Origin of the sequence: Pyxidicoccus trucidator, assembly GCF_010894435.1 — a bacterium.
GTDB classification, from domain to species: domain Bacteria; phylum Myxococcota; class Myxococcia; order Myxococcales; family Myxococcaceae; genus Myxococcus; species Myxococcus trucidator.
Map to the genome: position 1 here is coordinate 586781 of NZ_JAAIXZ010000006.1, position 17323 is coordinate 604103.

General features: G+C 70.1%; 14 protein-coding genes and 1 pseudogene. 7 read left to right on the forward strand and 8 right to left on the reverse strand.

Annotated features, from left to right (window positions below; all coding sequences use genetic code 11):
- Positions 1–197: 197 nt before the first annotated feature.
- The gene (locus tag G4D85_RS20445) at positions 198–1118 is read right to left on the reverse strand and encodes a peptidoglycan-binding domain-containing protein (RefSeq protein ID WP_164014437.1); all 921 of its coding nucleotides are present in this window, start codon (positions 1116–1118) and stop codon (positions 198–200) included.
- Between the two features lie 418 nt (positions 1119–1536).
- Positions 1537–1683 carry a hypothetical protein gene (locus G4D85_RS20450; RefSeq protein WP_164014438.1) on the reverse strand — a complete coding sequence of 49 codons (147 nt, stop codon included), beginning with the start codon at positions 1681–1683 and terminating at the stop codon, positions 1537–1539.
- A 331-nt stretch (positions 1684–2014) separates the two neighbouring features.
- Here G4D85_RS20450 and G4D85_RS20455 point away from each other — a divergent pair, with 331 nt between their 5' ends.
- Positions 2015–2323, forward strand: coding sequence for a hypothetical protein (locus tag G4D85_RS20455; RefSeq protein ID WP_420821715.1), 309 nt, complete (start codon positions 2015–2017; stop codon positions 2321–2323).
- A 219-nt stretch (positions 2324–2542) separates the two neighbouring features.
- Here G4D85_RS20455 and G4D85_RS20460 read toward each other — a convergent pair whose 3' ends face one another.
- Positions 2543–2812 (reverse strand): hypothetical protein, encoded by a 270-nt coding sequence (locus G4D85_RS20460; RefSeq protein ID WP_164013676.1) that lies wholly within the window; start codon positions 2810–2812, stop codon positions 2543–2545.
- Positions 2813–3770: 958 nt separating this feature from the next.
- On the opposite strand from G4D85_RS20460, the gene G4D85_RS20470 reads away from it, so the two are divergent.
- Entirely contained in the window at positions 3771–4721 is a 951-nt protein-coding gene (locus G4D85_RS20470; protein ID WP_164014439.1) for an alcohol dehydrogenase catalytic domain-containing protein, read from the forward strand.
- 166 nt (positions 4722–4887) lie between these two features.
- Here the strand turns inward: G4D85_RS20470 and G4D85_RS20475 are convergent, their stop codons facing one another.
- Positions 4888–6072 (reverse strand): PepSY-associated TM helix domain-containing protein, encoded by a 1185-nt coding sequence (locus tag G4D85_RS20475; protein ID WP_164014440.1) that lies wholly within the window; start codon positions 6070–6072, stop codon positions 4888–4890.
- 2 nt (positions 6073–6074) lie between these two features.
- Positions 6075–8516, reverse strand: coding sequence for a TonB-dependent siderophore myxochelin receptor MxcH (mxcH, locus tag G4D85_RS20480; protein WP_164014441.1), 2442 nt, complete (start codon positions 8514–8516; stop codon positions 6075–6077).
- A gap of 241 nt (positions 8517–8757) precedes the next feature.
- Here mxcH and G4D85_RS20485 point away from each other — a divergent pair, with 241 nt between their 5' ends.
- Positions 8758–11976 (forward strand): ligand-binding sensor domain-containing protein, encoded by a 3219-nt coding sequence (locus G4D85_RS20485; RefSeq protein WP_240359391.1) that lies wholly within the window; start codon positions 8758–8760, stop codon positions 11974–11976.
- A complete protein-coding gene (locus tag G4D85_RS20490) occupies positions 11954–12610 on the forward strand; it encodes a response regulator (protein WP_164014442.1) in 657 nt (218 codons plus the stop codon). Before G4D85_RS20485 ends, G4D85_RS20490 begins: the two co-directional genes overlap by 23 nt.
- Positions 12611–12658: 48 nt before the next feature.
- Here the strand turns inward: G4D85_RS20490 and G4D85_RS20495 are convergent.
- Positions 12659–12901 (reverse strand): annotated as a pseudogene (locus G4D85_RS20495) (transposase); the annotation flags it as partial.
- On the opposite strand from G4D85_RS20495, the gene G4D85_RS50330 reads away from it, so the two are divergent.
- Together G4D85_RS50330 and G4D85_RS20505 are read left to right on the forward strand one after the other, a co-directional pair.
- Positions 12860–12994: a hypothetical protein gene (locus tag G4D85_RS50330; protein WP_275900302.1), complete on the forward strand. Its 135-nt coding sequence runs from the start codon at positions 12860–12862 to the stop codon at positions 12992–12994. The pseudogene G4D85_RS20495 and the gene G4D85_RS50330 overlap by 42 nt on opposite strands.
- 370 nt (positions 12995–13364) lie before the next feature.
- Positions 13365–14534 carry a serine/threonine-protein kinase gene (locus tag G4D85_RS20505; RefSeq protein ID WP_164014443.1) on the forward strand — a complete coding sequence of 390 codons (1170 nt, stop codon included), beginning with the start codon at positions 13365–13367 and terminating at the stop codon, positions 14532–14534.
- Between the two features lie 59 nt (positions 14535–14593).
- Here G4D85_RS20505 and G4D85_RS20510 read toward each other — a convergent pair whose 3' ends face one another.
- Positions 14594–14953, reverse strand: a complete 360-nt coding sequence (locus G4D85_RS20510) for a helix-turn-helix domain-containing protein (protein ID WP_164014444.1) — start codon at positions 14951–14953, stop codon at positions 14594–14596.
- Positions 14954–15084: 131 nt separating this feature from the next.
- Positions 15085–15336, reverse strand: coding sequence for a helix-turn-helix domain-containing protein (locus G4D85_RS20515; RefSeq protein WP_240359392.1), 252 nt, complete (start codon positions 15334–15336; stop codon positions 15085–15087).
- Positions 15337–15532: 196 nt separating this feature from the next.
- On the opposite strand from G4D85_RS20515, the gene G4D85_RS20520 reads away from it, so the two are divergent.
- Positions 15533–17230 carry a serine/threonine-protein kinase gene (locus tag G4D85_RS20520; protein ID WP_240359393.1) on the forward strand — a complete coding sequence of 566 codons (1698 nt, stop codon included), beginning with the start codon at positions 15533–15535 and terminating at the stop codon, positions 17228–17230.
- The last annotated feature ends 93 nt before the right edge of the window (positions 17231–17323 follow it).

The following is a 17323-nucleotide window of genomic DNA, read 5'->3' on the forward strand; positions in this document are numbered from 1 at the left end:
ACGGAGTCTGTGATGCGCGCCTCCCAAGTCGTCCGGGAGGCGCGCATCCAGTTCGCCGTGGAGGGGGCCAGGCCAGGGTTGGAGTTGCGCCGGGGGGCGATTTCACCGCTTCGCGGGAAGGCTGCGGAGGTCGCCTCCTCATCCAGGAGAGCGATTCATCCTCCGCGACCATGTCGACTGACTTCGCGGACACGCCACTAGATCGGCATGAACACCTTGAAGCCGCTTCGGCCGCCAGCGCCAAGGGTGTTGCTCTCCACGAAGTCGCTGTAGGAGCTGCGGCCGTCGCCCGAGGTGATGGCGGTGTGGCCGTACTTGCTGCCCGCCGCCGTGGAGGTCTTCTCCCAGGTGAGGATGAGGCCGGGAATCTTCAGCGCCTCGGCGAGCGACAGGTTCACCTGCCTGAACTTGTCCCGCGGCAGGTTGTTGTCGATGTCGTTGCCATTGCCCCACACCTTGATGCCGTAGGTGTTCTGGATGGCGCGGCTCACGCCCGTGGCGCAGAGGCCCTGGCTCGAATAGCCACCCATGCTCAACGCCACCGAACGGGCGTTGTTGGCGAGCGCGGAGTTGCCGCGCACGCCACCCGTGCTGGGGGGGGTCGAGGGCGTGCCGCTCACCTTGATGCCGAGCTTGTCCCAGGTCTTCGGCCCGACGACGCCATCGGCGACGAGGCCCTTGGCCTTCTGGAAGGCCTTCACCGCCGCAGTCGTCTTCGGACCGAACTGGCCATCTGCCGTACCGGCGTTGAAGCCGAGCTGATTGAGGCGGCTCTGAAGCGCGGTCACGGGCGCGCCGCTGTGGCCCTGCTTGAGCGTGGGGCCGCTACCGCCCGAAGAAGGAGGCGTCGAGGGAGCCACCGCGCCGTTCAGCTTCGCCCACGTCTTCGGCCCGACGACGCCGTCGGCGACGAGGCCCTTGGCCTTCTGGAAGGCCTTCACCGCCGCCTCCGTCTTCGGACCGAACTGACCGTCCGCCGCGCCCGGGGAGAAGCCCGCGGCGGCCAGCGCCTGCTGCAGGGACTTCACGGAGGGGCCTGACGCGCCGCGCTTCAGGGTGGGATTCGAAGGAGCGCTGGCGGCGGTGAGGGTGGTGCGCGCAGCGGAGGAGATACGCATTTCGAAGACCTCAACTCAAGAAGTGTGACGTGGGAGGGTTATCGCCCCCAGCGACTGATGGTTGCGTCCCATTTTCGCAAGAGCTGAAATTCCGGTGGGGTGCTCGCGCTGACGGGATGTGGTTCCACTCTCGACGGCGGATTGCCGTACAGATGCAACAACACCTGCGCCTACGACGACGATTGCCCCGGGGCGCTCTACTGTCTCGAAGGAGCGTGATTCGGCTCGGAGTGCTACGCCTCGAACCCGTGCGCGGGCGAGTGGAGTGTCCGAGAAGCCATCCAACCTCGTCAGCGCGGTGCCGCTCGAACCCGTCGTGCATCGTGGCCCGGGTGCCATGGGCAGCTCAGACGGGCCGCCAGTGGACACGCCGCCGGTATCCGCGACGAAGCTCGTGCCGCTGTAGAGCCTGAAGCAGTCATGGACCGAGTACGCTGGTGCCCGAGTTCGAGCAGCCCTTGGCCATGACGGTGCCGTTCTCCAGGGCGCCCACGCAGATGACACCCTCCGCGGCCTTGCACGGGACCTTGCCGTTGGCCGACTCGCGCTCGTTGCGAGGCGCCAAGAGGTCCAGGCCCCTGCTACACACCTGATGGCAGCGCGGAGCGTGGGCAACCCCAGGTGCTCCAGAATCGCTCTCACCCCTCCTGCTCCCTTCACGTACGCCAACACCCGCCGCCTGCCTCCACACCTCAAGCACGCGAACACATCCAGGGCGAACGTCCTGCGCAGCAGCCCGGCCCAGTCCAAACGGGGCGTGCGCTCCTTCCGCGGCTCCTCCACCGTCGCGGCAAAGGCGGGGCTCTCCTCCTCCAGCCCCGGCTCCGCCCCTGCTTGAGGGAACGCAGGCGCTGGCGCGGTTCGAGGCGTTCCTCCGCCCCGATGACGAGCTGGCGGTGTGGACCACGTTCGCGCTGGACCTGCTGTGGGAGGGCGGCGTCACCCGGCGGCCGGCGCGCAACGTGCGCCTGGCCACGGCGCGCGCGCTGAAGGGTAAGGCGGGTGGGGTGGAGCAGGCGATGGAGATGCTCGGGGGGCCGGACGTGCCCGGGTGGGCCCCGGGACGGGCGGGCCGCCGCATCCTCGCGCTGGAGTCCGTGCCGGGCTTCAGTCTCCGGATTGTCGTCACCCGCGACTCCGACCGGACCCTCCGCCACGCGCTGTATCCGAACGGGACGCTGCCCAACCCGCTCGCGCTCGACTGACCCGGCCCCTCGCCCCCCGCGCTCGGATGGCGCGGGGGCACCTCGGGCCTCGTACGCACCAACCGCTTTTCCAGTTGTTAGCGGCAAAGGCTATCCAGTATCGTATTTCCAGCAACACCAGCATCCAATCCAGACACGTCGCAATTCAACCCCAATAAAGAAAACCAGACCATGCTCAAGCTCCTCAGGGGTACGACCTTGGCGGCCCGGCTACGTATGTCATCCATGATCACCCGAGTGGGAATACCGGTCTGCCTGATGGCAGGACTCATGCTCCCAGCCCAGGTGCGCGGGCAGGAGCCTCAAGACCAGTTGGTCATCACGAACGTAGATGTGGATTTCGCCCAGAGCCGGATGTTCATCAATGGTCGTAACTTTGGCGCCGCCACCGGCGTCGCTCCCGTCGTCCACTTGATGGAACTCAGATTGAACGTCGAGAGCTTTGGGCCCTCGACTGTGGTCGCCAACCTGCCACGAATCCTCCAGCATGCTGGTTCCTACCTGCTGACGATGTCGACCGGCCCGAACCTATCGCAAAATGACTCCTTCGACGTGACCCTGGGCGCGGTGGGCCCCAAGGGCGACACCGGGCCCCAAGGCCCTCAAGGAATCAAGGGCGACACCGGGCCTCAAGGCCCTCCAGGACCCAAGGGAGACACCGGGCCTCAGGGCCCTCAAGGAATCAAGGGCGACACCGGGCCGCAGGGCGAGCAGGGGCCGCAGGGCGAGCAGGGCGAGCAGGGCGAGCAGGGGCCACCGGGACGCACGGGGGCGCTGGCCTGCCGTGTCGTGGAGGGTCCAAGCGTGAACAGCTTCAGCTTCCCAGGCTCGTACGTAGGCTGTGGGTATGGGGAGTCTCTGATGGGTGGCGCGTGTGTGTCGAGCCCGTCTAACATTGGGACATCCTCCGGACTGAAGACGGTAGGCGGAGTGCTCAGCTATGAATGCGTATTGAGGGGGGCTGCTTCGACCACCGCGAAGGTTCAAGCTGAGGCTCTCTGTTGCAGGACTCAGTGAGCATCGGGGGCGTTACTGCGCATAGGAGGAACAGGGGCCCTGTTGCGACGTGAGGGGCGAGTGGGCATGGGGCGCTGAGGGGGCAGGAGTGTCCTCCATGGCTGTGCTCGCCGTCCCTCACTGCCCCTCTGTGCGGCTTGCCGGACGCCCCCCTTGCGCGCCAAGAGGGCGCAGGGACTCGCACCATGAAGGAGGGCTGACGGGGGGCTGCCGCAGTGGGGCGGGGCCGTCAGCTGGGAGCAGTCTCCGCCTGACTGTTCTGGAGGCAGGTAGGACTCTCTTGAATTGATTGCCTTGCGGCAAGTGGTAGCTTTGCTGCCCTTCAACCGCTGGGGGTGGCAACGTGAAGGCAATCCAGTATCGCGCGTATGGTGGTCCTGAAGTGCTTGAGTATGTCACCGTTCCGGATCCCTCTCCTGAGCCCGGACACGTGGTTGTCAAGATTGCTGCTGCATCGATCAACCATCTGGACAGTCATTGCCGCAAGGGCGTGCGCACGCCGGACTACTATTGGCCCCGCGGTCCTTCTCCCCTGCCACACATTCCTGGCATTGACGGGGCGGGGACGGTGGTCGCCGTGGGGCCAGGGGTGACGCGCCTGCGTGAAGGGGACCGCGTCGTCCTCTTCTGCACCCGGGGCTGCGGCGCGTGCGAGCACTGCTTCCAGGGCAATCCCGCGCTGTGCCGCGATGTCTATATCGTTGGCCGGGACTGCAACGGGACCTATGCCGAGTTCGTCACGGCACGCGAGGACCATTGGGTTCCGCTTCCGGAGAGCATCGGCTTCGAGACGGCGGCAGCCGTGCCCGGCATCTACACCTGGGCCTGGGCGGCGGTGCGCAAGGCCGGGCTTCGCGTGGGCAGTACCGTGCTCGTGCCGAGAGTGAACGGCGGGGTTAGCGCGGCCGTCATCCAGCTTGCGAAGCTCCACGGGGCCACCGTCTTCGCGACCGCTGAGATGGAGCTGATGGCGCAACGCGCCACCGAGCTCGGAGCGGATGCCGTCCTCCCGCTGGAAGGCTTTGCCGCGGAGCTCCGCGAGCGCACGGGCGGGCGCGGCGTCGATGCGGTCTTCGACCACGTCGCGCTGGACTGGCCTCAGCTGCTCGCCTCGCTCCGCAGCGCGGGCACGCTCGTCACCTGGGGCGCGACGGGCCGGCAGATGCCGGTTGAGCGGCTGGAGCAGCTCTTCTACCGGGAGGTCATCGTCCGCGGCACCTCGACGGGCTCGTCGGACGAGTTCCGGGAGGTGCTGGCGCTCGTCCGCTCCGGCCGGCTCAGCCCCATCATCGACGGGAAGATACACCTCTCCGGTGCTGCTGACGCCAGCCACCGGGCGGAGGGAATCTCGTCCTTCGGCAAGATTCTCCTCATCCCCTGACCCTGGCAGGCGAGCCCGCTGCTCAGCGGCCCAGTCGCAGCACGTACCAGCGGGGCCTGCCCGAAGCGAGCGGCGGCCCCGCCACCGTCCCCTGCCCCCAACCTGCTTGGGGTTTTGCTTCCGCCTTGTTGCGGGTTCGATTCCCGCCGCCGAAGCAGGGCAATCCCTAGACCTTGGGAGTCCCCGTCGCTGGCACCGGACGCGTCGCCACGGGCCCGGGCTGGCGGACGGGGTGGGCACGCCGCCGGGTGCGCCGCAGCCACAGCAGCATCCCGGTGAGGCTGAGCATCGGAATGCCGAGCCCCGAGAGCACGTACAGGAGCTTCACCGGCAGGCCGCCCCAGTGCCCCTGATGCAGCGGGAAGGCGAGCGCGTCGAGCTTCCCGCCCAGGGACAGCTCCTCGGGCCGTCGAACCTCGAGCACGCCGAGGTCCTTCCCGTCCAGGACGACGGCGCTCGCGTACCGGCCGTAGAACGACGCCCCCTCCGCGTGGCGTCCCAGGAGGACGAAGCGGTCCGTGGGCTGGGCACGCAGCTCCACCCAGCTCGGCTCGAAGCCAGGCATGGCCCGCCGCGCGGCCGCGAGCGCCTCGTCGAAGGAGTGCGCGCTGCGAGGCGCGGGCCCCGTAGGCGCGGGCCGCCCGTCAGGCCGCTTCCAGAAGTCCGCCGTGAAGGTTGCGCGCAACATCCACAGGCCGCTCACCGAGAGCAGCAGGTTGAGCGCGAGCGTCCACACGCCCACCAGCCGGTGCAGCGAGGAGAACCGCGCCTGCCAGCCCTTGCGACGCATCGGCTCGCGAAACGTGAGCGCGCGCAGGAGCTGCTTGCGGTAGACGAACGTTCCCGTCACCACCGAGAGCGCGAGGAGGATGGCGGCCAGCACGACGACGAGCTGGCCGACCTGCCCCGCCGTGAGCTGGTAGTGCAGCTGATAAATCCAGCTCACCGGGTCATCGAAGAAGCGCGTGTGCCCCGCTCCCCAGATGCGGGTGCCCCGCAGCTCGCCGGTATACGGGTCGACCAGCGCGATGTGCAGGGGCCCACCCCGGGGACCCACGGCCTGGACGGCGAGGGTACTCGGCGCACTGGGGGGAGGCACGCGCATGCCGCGCACGCGCGCCTCCGGGAAGGCGCGCTGCGCGGTCTCGAGGGCCCGCTGGTACGACGCCTCCCCGTCTGCCGGACGGACGTCGAAGAGGCGCGGGAAGAGCGCGGCGTCGAGCTCCTTGTGGAAGACGAGCACGGCGCCGCTCAACCCCACCACGACGAACACCAGGGCGCCCAGGAGACCCGACCACGAGTGGATGCGCATCGCCAGGCGCGTGAGTGTGACGCGGAGGGCCGGAGGCATGGTCAGAGCTCCATGTTGAGCTTGAAGAAGAAGGAGCGGCCCGGTCGCTGGGCGCCGAAGAAGTCGTAGGTCTTCGCGCCGGTGAGGTTCTGCGCCTCGAGGGTGCCGCTGAGCGCGGGGCGGACCGGCAGCGCGTAGCTGAGGGCGAGCGAGTGGGTGAGCTGCGCGGACACCTTCTGCTTGTCGTCGCGCAGCCCCTGGCTCTCCCAGCCGCGGAAGAAGCCGTGCACGTAGCGCGAGGTGGCGCTCAGCGTGGTCTCGTCCCCGGCGCGCAGGAGCGAGCGGTGCCGCAGCCGGGCGGTGAGGTTCGCGAAGAGCCAGGGCCGGTTGGGGATGCGGTCCCCCGAGTAGGCCCCGTAGGCGCCCTCGTCCGAGGCGTTACGGAAGTCCTGCCAGGTGGCGTTGGCGTCCACCGACAGCCACCCGTCGGGCGCCGTCCACCCCACCGCCGTCTCCACGCCGAGCGAGCGCGCCGCGAAGACGTTGCCGAAGGTGAACACGCTGTCGTTGCCCACGATGACGATGAGCTGGTCCGCGAGCCGGGCGAAGCCCCCCACACTGCCGCGGAAGCTCCCCAGGGCGGTGCTCAGGTCTCGCAGCTCCAGCTCCAGGTTCGCGTTGTGGCTCGTCTCCGGCTGGAGCCCCAGGTTGGCGAGGATGAGCACCCCGTCCCCGAAGAACTCGTCCGGCCCGGGAATCCGGGTGGCGTACTCATACGAGGCCTTGACCAGGAGCCCGTGCGGCAGCAGCAGCCGCGCGCTGTCGCCCACCCCCATGTGCTCGCTCGCCTGATCCCGCCGCCGCACCACGTCCCCCGCGAGCACCTCCTCGGACTCAGAGCGCAGCAGGTAGCCCTTCACGAAGGCGACGTTCTCCAGCCGGCCTTCCCACAGCCGCAGCTCGTGCTCCAGGCCGCCCACCAGCGTGAACAGGTCTCGCTGGGCGCTCAGCGGATCCCTCAGGCCCGTGCCCCGGAGGAGGCGGTCCTCGCCCTGGCGGCTCACGAAGGTGGGCGCCACCGAGAGGCGCAGGGCCTGGATGTCGGTCAGCGACCAGGCCGCATGCAGCCTCGCGAGCGTGCTGTGCTGCTGGATGAGCCGGTCGGAGGGCGTGGCGCCCAGTTCGCCGGGCTGGAGCCGCTCACGTACCTGGTTGCCGTGCCAGTCATAGACGAATGGCGCCAGGTCGCTGAACCCGGTGTCCCGGCGCCCATAGCCCGCCGTTCCCTCCAGCCGCAGCTTCCCGGACAGGAGCCCCGCGGACGTCCAGCCCAGCAGCGCCCCATACGCCGCCTCCGTGGAGCGGGCCTCACCGTAGGGCACCGTCATCACCACGTTGTGCTGAAGCTCCTTCCGCGCGCGCGTGCCGAACAGGCGCAGCGAGAGGCGCTCGGCGAAGGGACGGTCCGCGACGCCCACCTCCACGCCCGCGCCGAGCGCGCCGTAGCCGTCGTGGAAGCGGGGCACCCGCGCGGGCGCGAGCCGTCCCTGGGCGTCGGGGACCTCCACGTCCACCCGGTAGTCGTTGCGAGCGAGGTCCCCGAAGGCGTGCCCCTTGATGAAGAGGCCCCCCTCGGCGAACCGGTGACGCCCGGCGAGCGCGCCACGCCAGGTGCCGAACGAGCCGGCCTGGAGCGAGGCGGAGCCGCCGCTCGGCTCGTCGCCGTCGGAGGAGACGAGGTTGACGGCGCCCCCGAGCGCGTCCGCGCCGAAGCGCACCGGCACCACGCCCCGGTACACCTCCACCCGCTTCAGCAGGTTGACCGGTACGTTGGCCACCTCCAGCCCGAAGCCGGCCAGCTCGAGCGGCACGCCGTCCAGGAAGAAGCGCACCTGCTCGCCGGAGAAGCCGTTGAGGGACAGGCGGCTCGAGGAGCCGAGCCCGCCGGTGCGCTGCACGCTCACGCCCGCGTTCCGGCTGAGCACCTCCCCCAGGTCCGCGGTCTGCTGATGCGCCTGCTCCAGCTCCACCACGCGCACCGCCTCGGCGGACGCCTTGCGCTCCTCGGCTCGCGTCAGCCGCCGGCCGACCACGTCGATGGTGGCTTCCATCCCCTCGGCCGCCACGAGCGTGGCGCGCAGCGACGTGCGCTGTCCGGACGCGACCTGGGCGCGGTAGCTCGCCGGCTCACACCCGGGGACATAGGCGTGCACCTCGTACGTCCCGGGCGCGAGCCCCTCGACCACGAAACGCCCTGCCCTATCCAAGCCCACCTGCCGCAGCTGCCCACCCACGTCGAGCAGCAGCTCGGCTCCGGCCAGCCCACCGCCGGGACACGGCGTCACCTCGCCCTCGATGCCACCTGCCACGGTGGCCGTGGCGGGCGCGGGCGGCGGCGCGGCGGGCTGGGCCGCGGCGGCGTGGACCTGGAGGAGCAACAGCAGCGCTCCGACGGTGCTCCACTTCCGGCCGGCAAGCCGCCGCCTGCTGATTTCGATTTGCATTATCACTGCCACGCACCGTGCGTCTAATCGACTGGACGGGCGGCGTCAATCCGCGCTGGTGGGTAGGGTGCTCGGTGGCGGACGGAGCCCGCCGGGGCTGGGGAACCCGGGCAGGCACCAGGAGTTGCGCGCGCCCGTGACTCGGCCAGGAAGCCCCGGCGCGGGCGGGCCGGGGGCCATCGGGCTCTTGCCGACGGAGACTGCTGTTACGTTGCCCCGGATGTCCGCCGTATCGCGTGGTGTGCGCAGACTCCTCGGGAGCACCCTGCTCCTGCTCCTCATGACGGGCGCCTCGTCCGGTACGCAGCGGCTCGACTTCCGCGAGGTGGGCGTCTCGCGCTCGTTCGAGGCGGAGATCATCACCGAGGTGTTTCGGGACCGGGTGGGGCTGCTGTGGATTGGGACGCGGGAGGCGCTCTACCTCCATGACGGCCAGCGCTTCCGCAAGTTCCAGCACGAGGTGGGCCACCCCGAGTCCCTGACGAGCAGCGCCGTGCGGAGCGTCCACGAGGACGCGCTGGGCCGCCTGTGGATTGGGACGAACACGGGCGGACTGAACCTGCTCGACCGGGCGCGCTGGACGTTCCAGCACTTCCGTCACGAGCCCTCGAACCCTTCGAGCATCGACGACGGTGGAGTCTTCGCGCTCGCCGACGAGGAGGCCGGCCGGCTGTGGGTGGGAACGGCCGCCGGGCTCAGCCTGTTGGATCCGGCGACCGGGCGCGCCTCGCGGATACCGCTGCTGCCCGGAGGTGGGGACGAGTTCGTCATGACGATGCACCGGGAGCCCTCCGGAGAGCTCTGGGTCGGCACCGTCGGCCGGGGCCTGTTCCGGCGCCGCGCGGGAGGGCGCGAGTTCGAGCGCGTAGCCGACGAGGCGGGTGAGCGCGCGGCCATGGACATCTTCACCCTCGCACCAGACGCGGATGAGGGGCTCTGGGTCGGCACGCGCAACGGCCTCTACCGATGGCGGCCCGGCGACGCGCACCTGCACCGCGTGGCCCTCTCGCCGCCGGAGCTCGCCGACGCGCTGGTCAACGTCACCGAGCTGGAGCCGGATGGACGCGGGACGCTCTGGATTGGCACCTATGGCCAGGGCCTGTACCGAATGGAAACGGCGACCGGAAGCATGGTCGCGGTGGAGATGCCGGTCCACGGAGCGGGTGGGCAGCACATCGACCAGGGCGCGCTGGCGTTGGACGCCCAGCAGGGCCTGTTCGTCGGCACCTTTGGCGCGGGGCTGTTCCGGGCCTCCCTCCATCCGCCGGTCCTCCAGCGCGTGGACACGGTGGGTCCAGAGGGCGCACGCGCCCTCGCCCAGGGAGACATCTACGCGGTGGTGCCGGACGGCGATGGGCGCCTGCTCCTGGGCCACTACGGTGACGGGGTGGCGACCCTGACGGTGGCCACGGGGGCGGTGGAGCCCCTGGTCATCCCCGCCCCCGCGGGCGAACAGGTGCACGGCGTCCTCTCCCTGCTCCGCACCCGCGAGGGCCCCATCTGGGCCGGCATCTCCGAGGGCGTCTGGCGCTTCAACCGGGCCACCGGCGACTTCCGCTTCTACCGCCGGGGACTGGGCGAGGGAGGAGGACAGGCGCCGGGCTTCGTCTACTCGCTGCTCCAGGACTCGCGGGGCCGCGTGTGGCTGGGCGCCGGAGGAGGCGGCCTCTACCGCCACCGCCCCGAGACGGATGACTTCGTCGTCTTCCGGCACTCCGCCACGGACCCGCGCTCCATCCCCGACGACTTCATCACAGCGCTGATGGAGGACCGCCGGGGGCGCCTCTGGATGGGCACCCGGTCGGGCGGAGCCGGCCTCTGCACGGCGGAGGGAGAGTCGCTCGACTGCACGCGCCTGTCTCCGGGAGGCTCCCCGGGGCTCAGCCACCACCATGTCAGCGCGCTGCTGGAGGACCCCTCCGGCGCGGTGTGGATTGGCACCATGGGTGGAGGACTCCAGCGTGTCGTGCCGGACGCATCGGGGAGCATCTCCACCGTCGCGCGGTGGACCCGGAGCGAGGGCCTCATCGACGACCATGTGGTGGCGCTCGCGTTCACTCCAGATGGAGCGCTCTGGGTGTCCACGCGCGCGGGCCTCTCGCGCTTCGACGCGACGTCGGGGCACTTCGAAAGCTACGCCGCCTCCGACGGGCTGCCGACGGCGGTCTTCAACCCCAAGGCCGTCGCGCTCGAGGGAGGGCGGCTCTACTGGGGCACCGTGAAGGGCGTCGTCGCGCTGGACCCTTCTGTCCGTCCGGAGCGCGGCCCCACGCCTCCCATCGTCATCACCGGCATCGAGGGGACAGGCGCGAGAGCCGAGCAGCCCGTGTGGGAGCTGACGTCCCTGGAGGTCCCCTGGGCGCAGCCCTTGTCGCTGGAGTTCGCCGTCCTCGACTTCAGCCGGGGCGACGCGGAGTACGCGTACCGGCTCACCGCCGACGGGCCCTGGCTGACGCTCGGAATGCGCAGCCAGCTCACCTTCCACGCGCTGCCGCCCGGCGACTACGCGCTGAGCATCCGCGGACGGGCCCCGGGGCGGGACTGGAGCGAGACGCGCCCGCTCGCCCTGCGAGTCACCCCACCCTTCTGGCGGCGCGGCGAGGTCCGCTTCGGTGCGCTGGTGCTGGTCATGCTCGCGGTCGTCACGGGGCTGGGCTGGCGGACGCGAGCCCTGCAGCGGCGCAACAAGGCGCTCCGCGCGCTCCAGGCCGAGCGCGAGCAGGCGCTGGAGGAGGCCCGCGCCAGCCGTGACGGACTGGGAGAGGCCTTCGCCCACCTGCGCCGCCTGACGATGCGGCTGGAGGCGGCGAAGGAGGAGGAGCGCAAGCACCTTGCCCGCGAGCTGCACGACGAGTTCGGCCAGGCGCTCACGGCCGTGAAGATCAACCTGGGCCTCGTCGCCACTGGGAAGCGCACCGCCGGCACGGGGCTGGACCGCCTCGCGGAGACGATTGGGATGGTGGACCAGCTCATCGGCCAGGTGCGAGCACTCTCCATCGACCTGCGCCCGCCGGTGCTCGACGAGATGGGGCTCGTGCCCGCCCTGGAGGGCTACCTCCGGGGCGTGGGGCAGCGCGGAGGCGTGGCGCTCGGCTTCGACGTGGGCGCGGACCTGCCGGTGCTCGGAGCCGGGCGGGAAATCGTCCTGTTCCGCGTCATCCAGGAAGCGGTCACCAATGCCCTGCGCCACGCGGACGCGCGGCGAATCGACGTCCGGCTGGAGCCCGTCGGAGCGGCCGTCCGGCTGGAGGTGCGCGATGACGGGAGGGGCTTCGCGTCCGAGGCGTCCCTCTCCGGCGGCGCCTCGCGGACGTTCGGGCTGTTCGGCATGCAGGAGCGGGTGAGGGACCTGGGCGGCCGCTTCGAGGTGACTTCGCGTCCCGGCGAGGGGACGTGCGTCGTGGCCGAGGTACCACTCGCCAACGAGGAGGAGCACCGTGCGCGTACTGCTGGCGGATGACCACAAGCTGGTGCGGGCGGGCCTTCGGGCCCTGCTGGAGTCCCTTCCGGACGTCACCGTGCTGGCGGAGAGCGGGGACGGGCAGGAGGTGATGGAACTGGCCGAGCGCCTGCGACCGGACGTGCTGCTGCTGGACATCTCCCTGCCGGGGCTCAACGGCATCGAGGTGGCGCGGAGGCTCGCGAGGCAGTGTCCCGCCACGCGGGTGCTCATCCTCTCCATGCACACCGCCACGGAGTACGTCGCCCAGGCGCTCCGCGCGGGCGTGGCCGGCTACCTCGTGAAGGACTCCGCGGTGGACGAGCTGAAGATGGCGCTGGACTCGGTGCACCAGGGGCGCACGTACCTCAGCCCCACCATCTCCGGGGCGGTGGTGGCGGGCTTCCTGCGCACCAACGAGAGCGAGGCCCCCGTCCCGGGCTCGCTGGCGCTGCTCACACCCCGCCAGCGCGAAATCCTCCAGCTCATCGCGGAGGGACATGGGACGCGCGGCATCGCCACCAGGCTGGGCGTGAGCGTCAAGACGGTGGAGACCCACCGCGCCCAGCTCATGGAGCGCCTGGGCATCTACGACGTGCCCGCGCTCGTCCGCCTGGCCATGCGCCACGGCCTGGTACCCGCCGAGTCCACCTGAGCGCCCTTCCACCCCTAGAGATAGAGCGCCGAACAGGTTCGTGGAACCTCAGGCCGCAAGCCGCCGCTTCTCGTCGATGCGGAGGTGGAGGGTCTCCAGGTTTTGGAGCGCGCAGAGCCGGCGAAGGTCGAAGGTGTTCTTCCGGGTGCCGCGGTAGCGGGCCCGCGCGCCCTGGCGCTGACTGAGGTGGGCGAGCTGGTGCTCGACGGGCACCCTCTCGCGCAGCTTCGCCCGCCCCGAGCGGGTGCCTTGCAGCCGACGCAGCCGCGTCTGGAGGCCCTCATCATGGCCCTGGCCCAGGGCGCCGTGTTGGACGAGATGATGGACGCCTTCAAGGACATGGACGCTCCCCAGGCCATGATGTCGGCGGTTCTATGGACGTAGACCAAGGGCGTGGCCGCCGTGATGCCCCCTCGCTCTCATTGCCTCCCATGGGCCGCAACGCGGCGCGCGCGTTCGCCATGTTGGCCATGGCAGCCAGCGGTACGGGCAGCGGCGCCTCCACCAAGGCGTGTCCCACGGACTACAGGGCCTGGGGCTCGTTCAGTGGCTTCACACGAGCAAGGGCAGGCAATCCGCCGCCCGCGCTCGGCCGAGTCCTGTGGTCGCTTGTAATACTCCATGGGTTTATGAATAGTAGACCTTTGACCGCGAGAGCTACCGGCCCCCGTCTCCCGAAGCCGAGGCCCCACCAGGGAGCGGGAAGGCCCGAGCCAGCGCCCGCCGCGAGGCCCATCCCACCTGGAGGCCGCACATGACCGATGACAGCACGCCGACCGACGAAACGCAGATCGAGGACCCGACGCCAGAGAACACCTCCGACCTGGAGAGCGCCCGCCCCCGGCTCGGGTTCACCATCGAGACCACCACGTACGAGGCCATCCGCACGCTGGAGCGGCGGGGTAACGGCGAGGTGGTGCTCCTGGCAGAGCGTCACCTCCCCCATGGACTCGCTGGACTTGTCACCATCAAGCGCCTGCGCAATCCCGTCACTTTCGAGCGCTGCCAGCGGCTGATCGAGGAAGTCCAGCTCGCCTTCCGCCTCCATCACCCGGCCATCGCCCAGGTCCATCACCTGAAAATCCACGCCGACCGGCCGCACGTCATCGCGGAGTACGTGGACGGCCCCACGCTGGACACCATCATCAGCCTCGCCACCATGCGCGAAAAGCCGCTCTCCGTGCCCTTCGCCCTCTACATCGCCGCCGAGGTGGCCGATGCCCTCCACCACGCGCACACGCTGAGAGATTCGGAGAACCGGCCGCTGGGCATCATCCACCGCGACGTGGCGCCCCGGAACATCCGCGTGGCCCGGAGCGGCGAGGTGAAGGTGACGGACTTCGGCGCCACCTACTCGCTCATGGTGGGCCGGGAGGAGACGCCGGGCCTCCTGCTCAAGGGCGACGTGGCGTACGCCTCGCCCGAGTACCTGAACCGCAAGCCCATGGATGGCCGGTCCGATAGCTTTTCGCTGGGCCTCGTCCTCATGGAGATGCTGACGTGCAAGCACCTCTTCGACGTGGAGGAGGACGAGAAGGCTCCCATTGCCACTCTGGACGTGAAGACAGAGGAAGCGCCCTCGGTGCCCCTCACGCAGATGATCGCGCTCGTCAACCGCTACCGCCCCGAGGACGTGGAGAACGCGATGGCGGGCCTGCCGGACGCGCTCAAGGCCATCGTCCACAAGGCCCTCCAGCGCAAGTCCTCCGAGCGCTACGCCACGGCGTCCGAGCTGCGCGATGCGCTGCGGGCGGCGCTCGCGGCGGAGTCACAGCCCTTCGGCCGGAAAGAGGCGAGCGAGGAGCTGGCGCGGATGCTGTCGGAGGCGTCCGTTCTGCGAGACCGGGTGGAGCTGGACGAAGAAGGCATCTTCCCCGAGGGCCTGGACGCCGACGAGGCGACGCCCGCACCGAACGAAGAGTGAGAACGGGCGGCCGAGCATTCCTGGAAGCAAGCGGGCCCCAGGTGGGGGCCCGCGTCGTTTCAGCGCAACAACACCTGGGCCACCTTCACGAGGGCATCGAGCTGGTCCTCGTCCATCTTGCGCGCAAGGCCCGTGAGCTGGCGCAGCTTGGGCGCCCCGCCCTGCCCTCGCTCCCCCTTGCCCGATTTCGTCCCCTCCTCCACATCCGCGATTCCCAGCAACTCGTCCGAGGAGATTCTAAGCACTGAGCACATCCGCAGCAGCGTCTGGACGCTGGGCAGCATCTTCCCGCGCTCCAAGCGGCTGTAGACCATGTGCGCGAGGCCCAGTTTCTCGGCCACCTCCGCCTGCGTGAGCCCGAGCTGCGTCCGGGCCTCACGGGCGGCACTTCCAATACGGGTCGCCAGTTCTTCGTTCATGCGTCGGGTACCAGGAACACCGAGAACCAGGTCTGGCGCGGGCAGGAGGGCCCGAGCCTCGGGGACGCACCTTCCTGCCGCATCTCGGCGGCCGTGTCGATGCACGATCAGGGCCCCGTCACGCGGCGCCCCTATTGGCCAGACCCATCGGGGGCGGGAACCTCCAGGGCCTTGCCGCCCAGGATGAGGTCCACGGGGACACGGAGGACACCGCACAGGCCCACCAGCGTGGGGAGGCTGGGCAGCAACCTGCCGCGCTCCAGGCGGCTGAACACCAGTGTCGGCACGTGGATGGCCTCGGCCACCTGTGCCTGCGAGAGGCCCACCCGATGCCGGGCGGCGCGGACATTGGTTCCGATCTGCTGGGAGAGCTTCGCGTACATGAGGAGACCTGGGAGAAGAGGAGAATGCCGCGTGGGCGGCAATCCGAGCATATAGCTTATCAGGTTCAACAGTAGTATCCGCCCAGGGTTTACCCTCCTCCCGCGCTACTTCGCGGGGGTCCTCGTACGAGCGCCACTGTCGGTTGAGCATGTCCAGGAACGCCGCCCCCACACGCCCCGCCGAAGGAGAGGACACTTGAGCCCGCGTCTGCATCCCATCGTGCCCCCGGGCACGGACATCGGCGGGTACCTCGTGGAGGAGAAGCTGGGCGCCGGGGGATTCGGTGCCGTGTACCTCGCCCGGCGTGGAGGGCGGCTCTACGCGCTCAAGCTCATCCCGCTCTGGGGGCTGGCCGAGTGGGCCGAGCGTGAGGTGGCCATCCTCCTGCGGCTCAAGCACTCCAATCTGGTGCGCATCCGTGGGCACGGACAGTGGCCGGACGAAGCGCCCCAATCCTTCTTCATCGTCATGGACTTCGTGGAGGGGCGCCGGTTGGACGTGTGGACCAGGGAGGAGAACCCCTCGGCCCGCGAGGTCGTGCTCAAGGTGCTCGGCGTGGCGCGCGGGCTGGGCGCCGCGCACCGGGCGAAGGTGGTGCATCGAGACCTGAAGGAGAGCAACGTCGTCGTGCGCGCCTCGGACGGCGAGGCGGTGGTGGTGGACTTCGGAGCGGGCGGGTATGAGCGCGCCCCCAGCATCACCGGCGGAGTGCTTCCACCGGGCACGCCGGAGTACCGCGCTCCCGAGGCCTGGCGCTTCCAGCAGGAGCACGGGGGCGAGCGTGGCCGCTCCTACCAGCCCGGCCCCTCGGATGACCTGTACGCGATGGGCGTCGTACTCTATTGGCTGCTGACGGGCAGGCAGCCCTTCCTGCCGGACGAGGCCGCGGGCGTGGAGGCCGTGCTCAATCGCGCCCCCAAGCCGCCTCAGGTACTCAACCCGCGCGTCCCCGGGGCCCTCAGCGACGTGTGCATGCGACTGCTGGCCAAGGAGCCCGAGGAGCGCCACCCGGACGCCGAGGCGCTATGCGCGGAGCTGGAGGCCCTGCTGGCCCAGGCGGACGAACCCTGGGACGTAAAGCTCTGCGACGCCTATGGCCCGGACACCGCCACCACGATCGCGGAGGTGCCGCACGCGGGCGAAGACGAGCTGGTGCAGTGGTTGAAGAAGCGCAAGGCCCGGCCTCGCCGGGGGCCGCGTCCGCAACACGGCGAGGGCGCGCACGCTCCGGACTCAAACGCGGTGGCCATCCAGGCCGAGCTGCCGCCCCCAGCTCATGCTCGCCCCGGCCCCACGACCGCGCCGCCTCCGACACGATCCGGTCACTTCAATGCCCTGCGCATGGCGGCCTGGATGGGTTTGCTGGTGGTCCTGAGCGTGAGCGTGCTCGTGCTCGTGCGCAACCTGATGCCCGCCGCTGCTCCGGTCGCACGTCACGCTCAGGAACCTCATTCCAGCGCGGCCTCGTTGTCACCGCCAGCCGCCCCCACACTCGCGCTTGCGCTCTGGGCTCCCGGCCAGGAAGTGGCGGCGCCCTGGATGGCACCGGAAGCTCAGGAAGCCGCAGCCGCGCTCGATGGCGCGCCCACCCTTGCGGCCGTCGCCCTTCCCGCGACGCTCTCCGAGGAGAAGGCTTCCGTGAAGATGAAGAAGAACACCGGCGTGTCCCCTGGCAAGGCGCTCGGCCTGGGCGTCGCGGCCTGCCTGACGATGGCCTGCCGTGGTCCCCAGGTGCGCCCGACGCCCCCACCCGAGGATTGTCCCCCGGGAGCCGTCGAGGCGATGGAAAAGCTCGGCCTCAAGGTGGAGGATGAACGGCTCCAGGTGACCTGGTCTGCGCGCGGGGAGAACTCCGGGCGCCCCCTGTGTCAGGGAAGATGTCGCCTCGGCTAACTCGCTGAGGTGACACCGCCCAGGGGGCGAGGACAGGCAGACACGCCGTGCCGTACTCGGAAGTTTTCAAGCAGCAGATGGTGAAGAAGATGC

Coding starts and splice junctions, on each gene's coding strand:
- G4D85_RS20445 (WP_164014437.1), bottom strand. CDS start 1,118: ATGCGTATCTCCTCCGCTGCGCGCACCACCCTCACCGCCGCCAGCGCT.
- G4D85_RS20460 (WP_164013676.1), bottom strand. CDS start 2,812: ATGCTGGAGGATTCGTGGCAGGTTGGCGACCACAGTCGAGGGCCCAAA.
- G4D85_RS20475 (WP_164014440.1), bottom strand. CDS start 6,072: ATGCCTCCGGCCCTCCGCGTCACACTCACGCGCCTGGCGATGCGCATC.
- mxcH (WP_164014441.1), bottom strand. CDS start 8,516: ATGCAAATCGAAATCAGCAGGCGGCGGCTTGCCGGCCGGAAGTGGAGC.
- G4D85_RS20505 (WP_164014443.1), top strand. CDS start 13,365: ATGACCGATGACAGCACGCCGACCGACGAAACGCAGATCGAGGACCCG.
- G4D85_RS20510 (WP_164014444.1), bottom strand. CDS start 14,953: ATGAACGAAGAACTGGCGACCCGTATTGGAAGTGCCGCCCGTGAGGCC.
- G4D85_RS20515 (WP_240359392.1), bottom strand. CDS start 15,336: ATGTACGCGAAGCTCTCCCAGCAGATCGGAACCAATGTCCGCGCCGCC.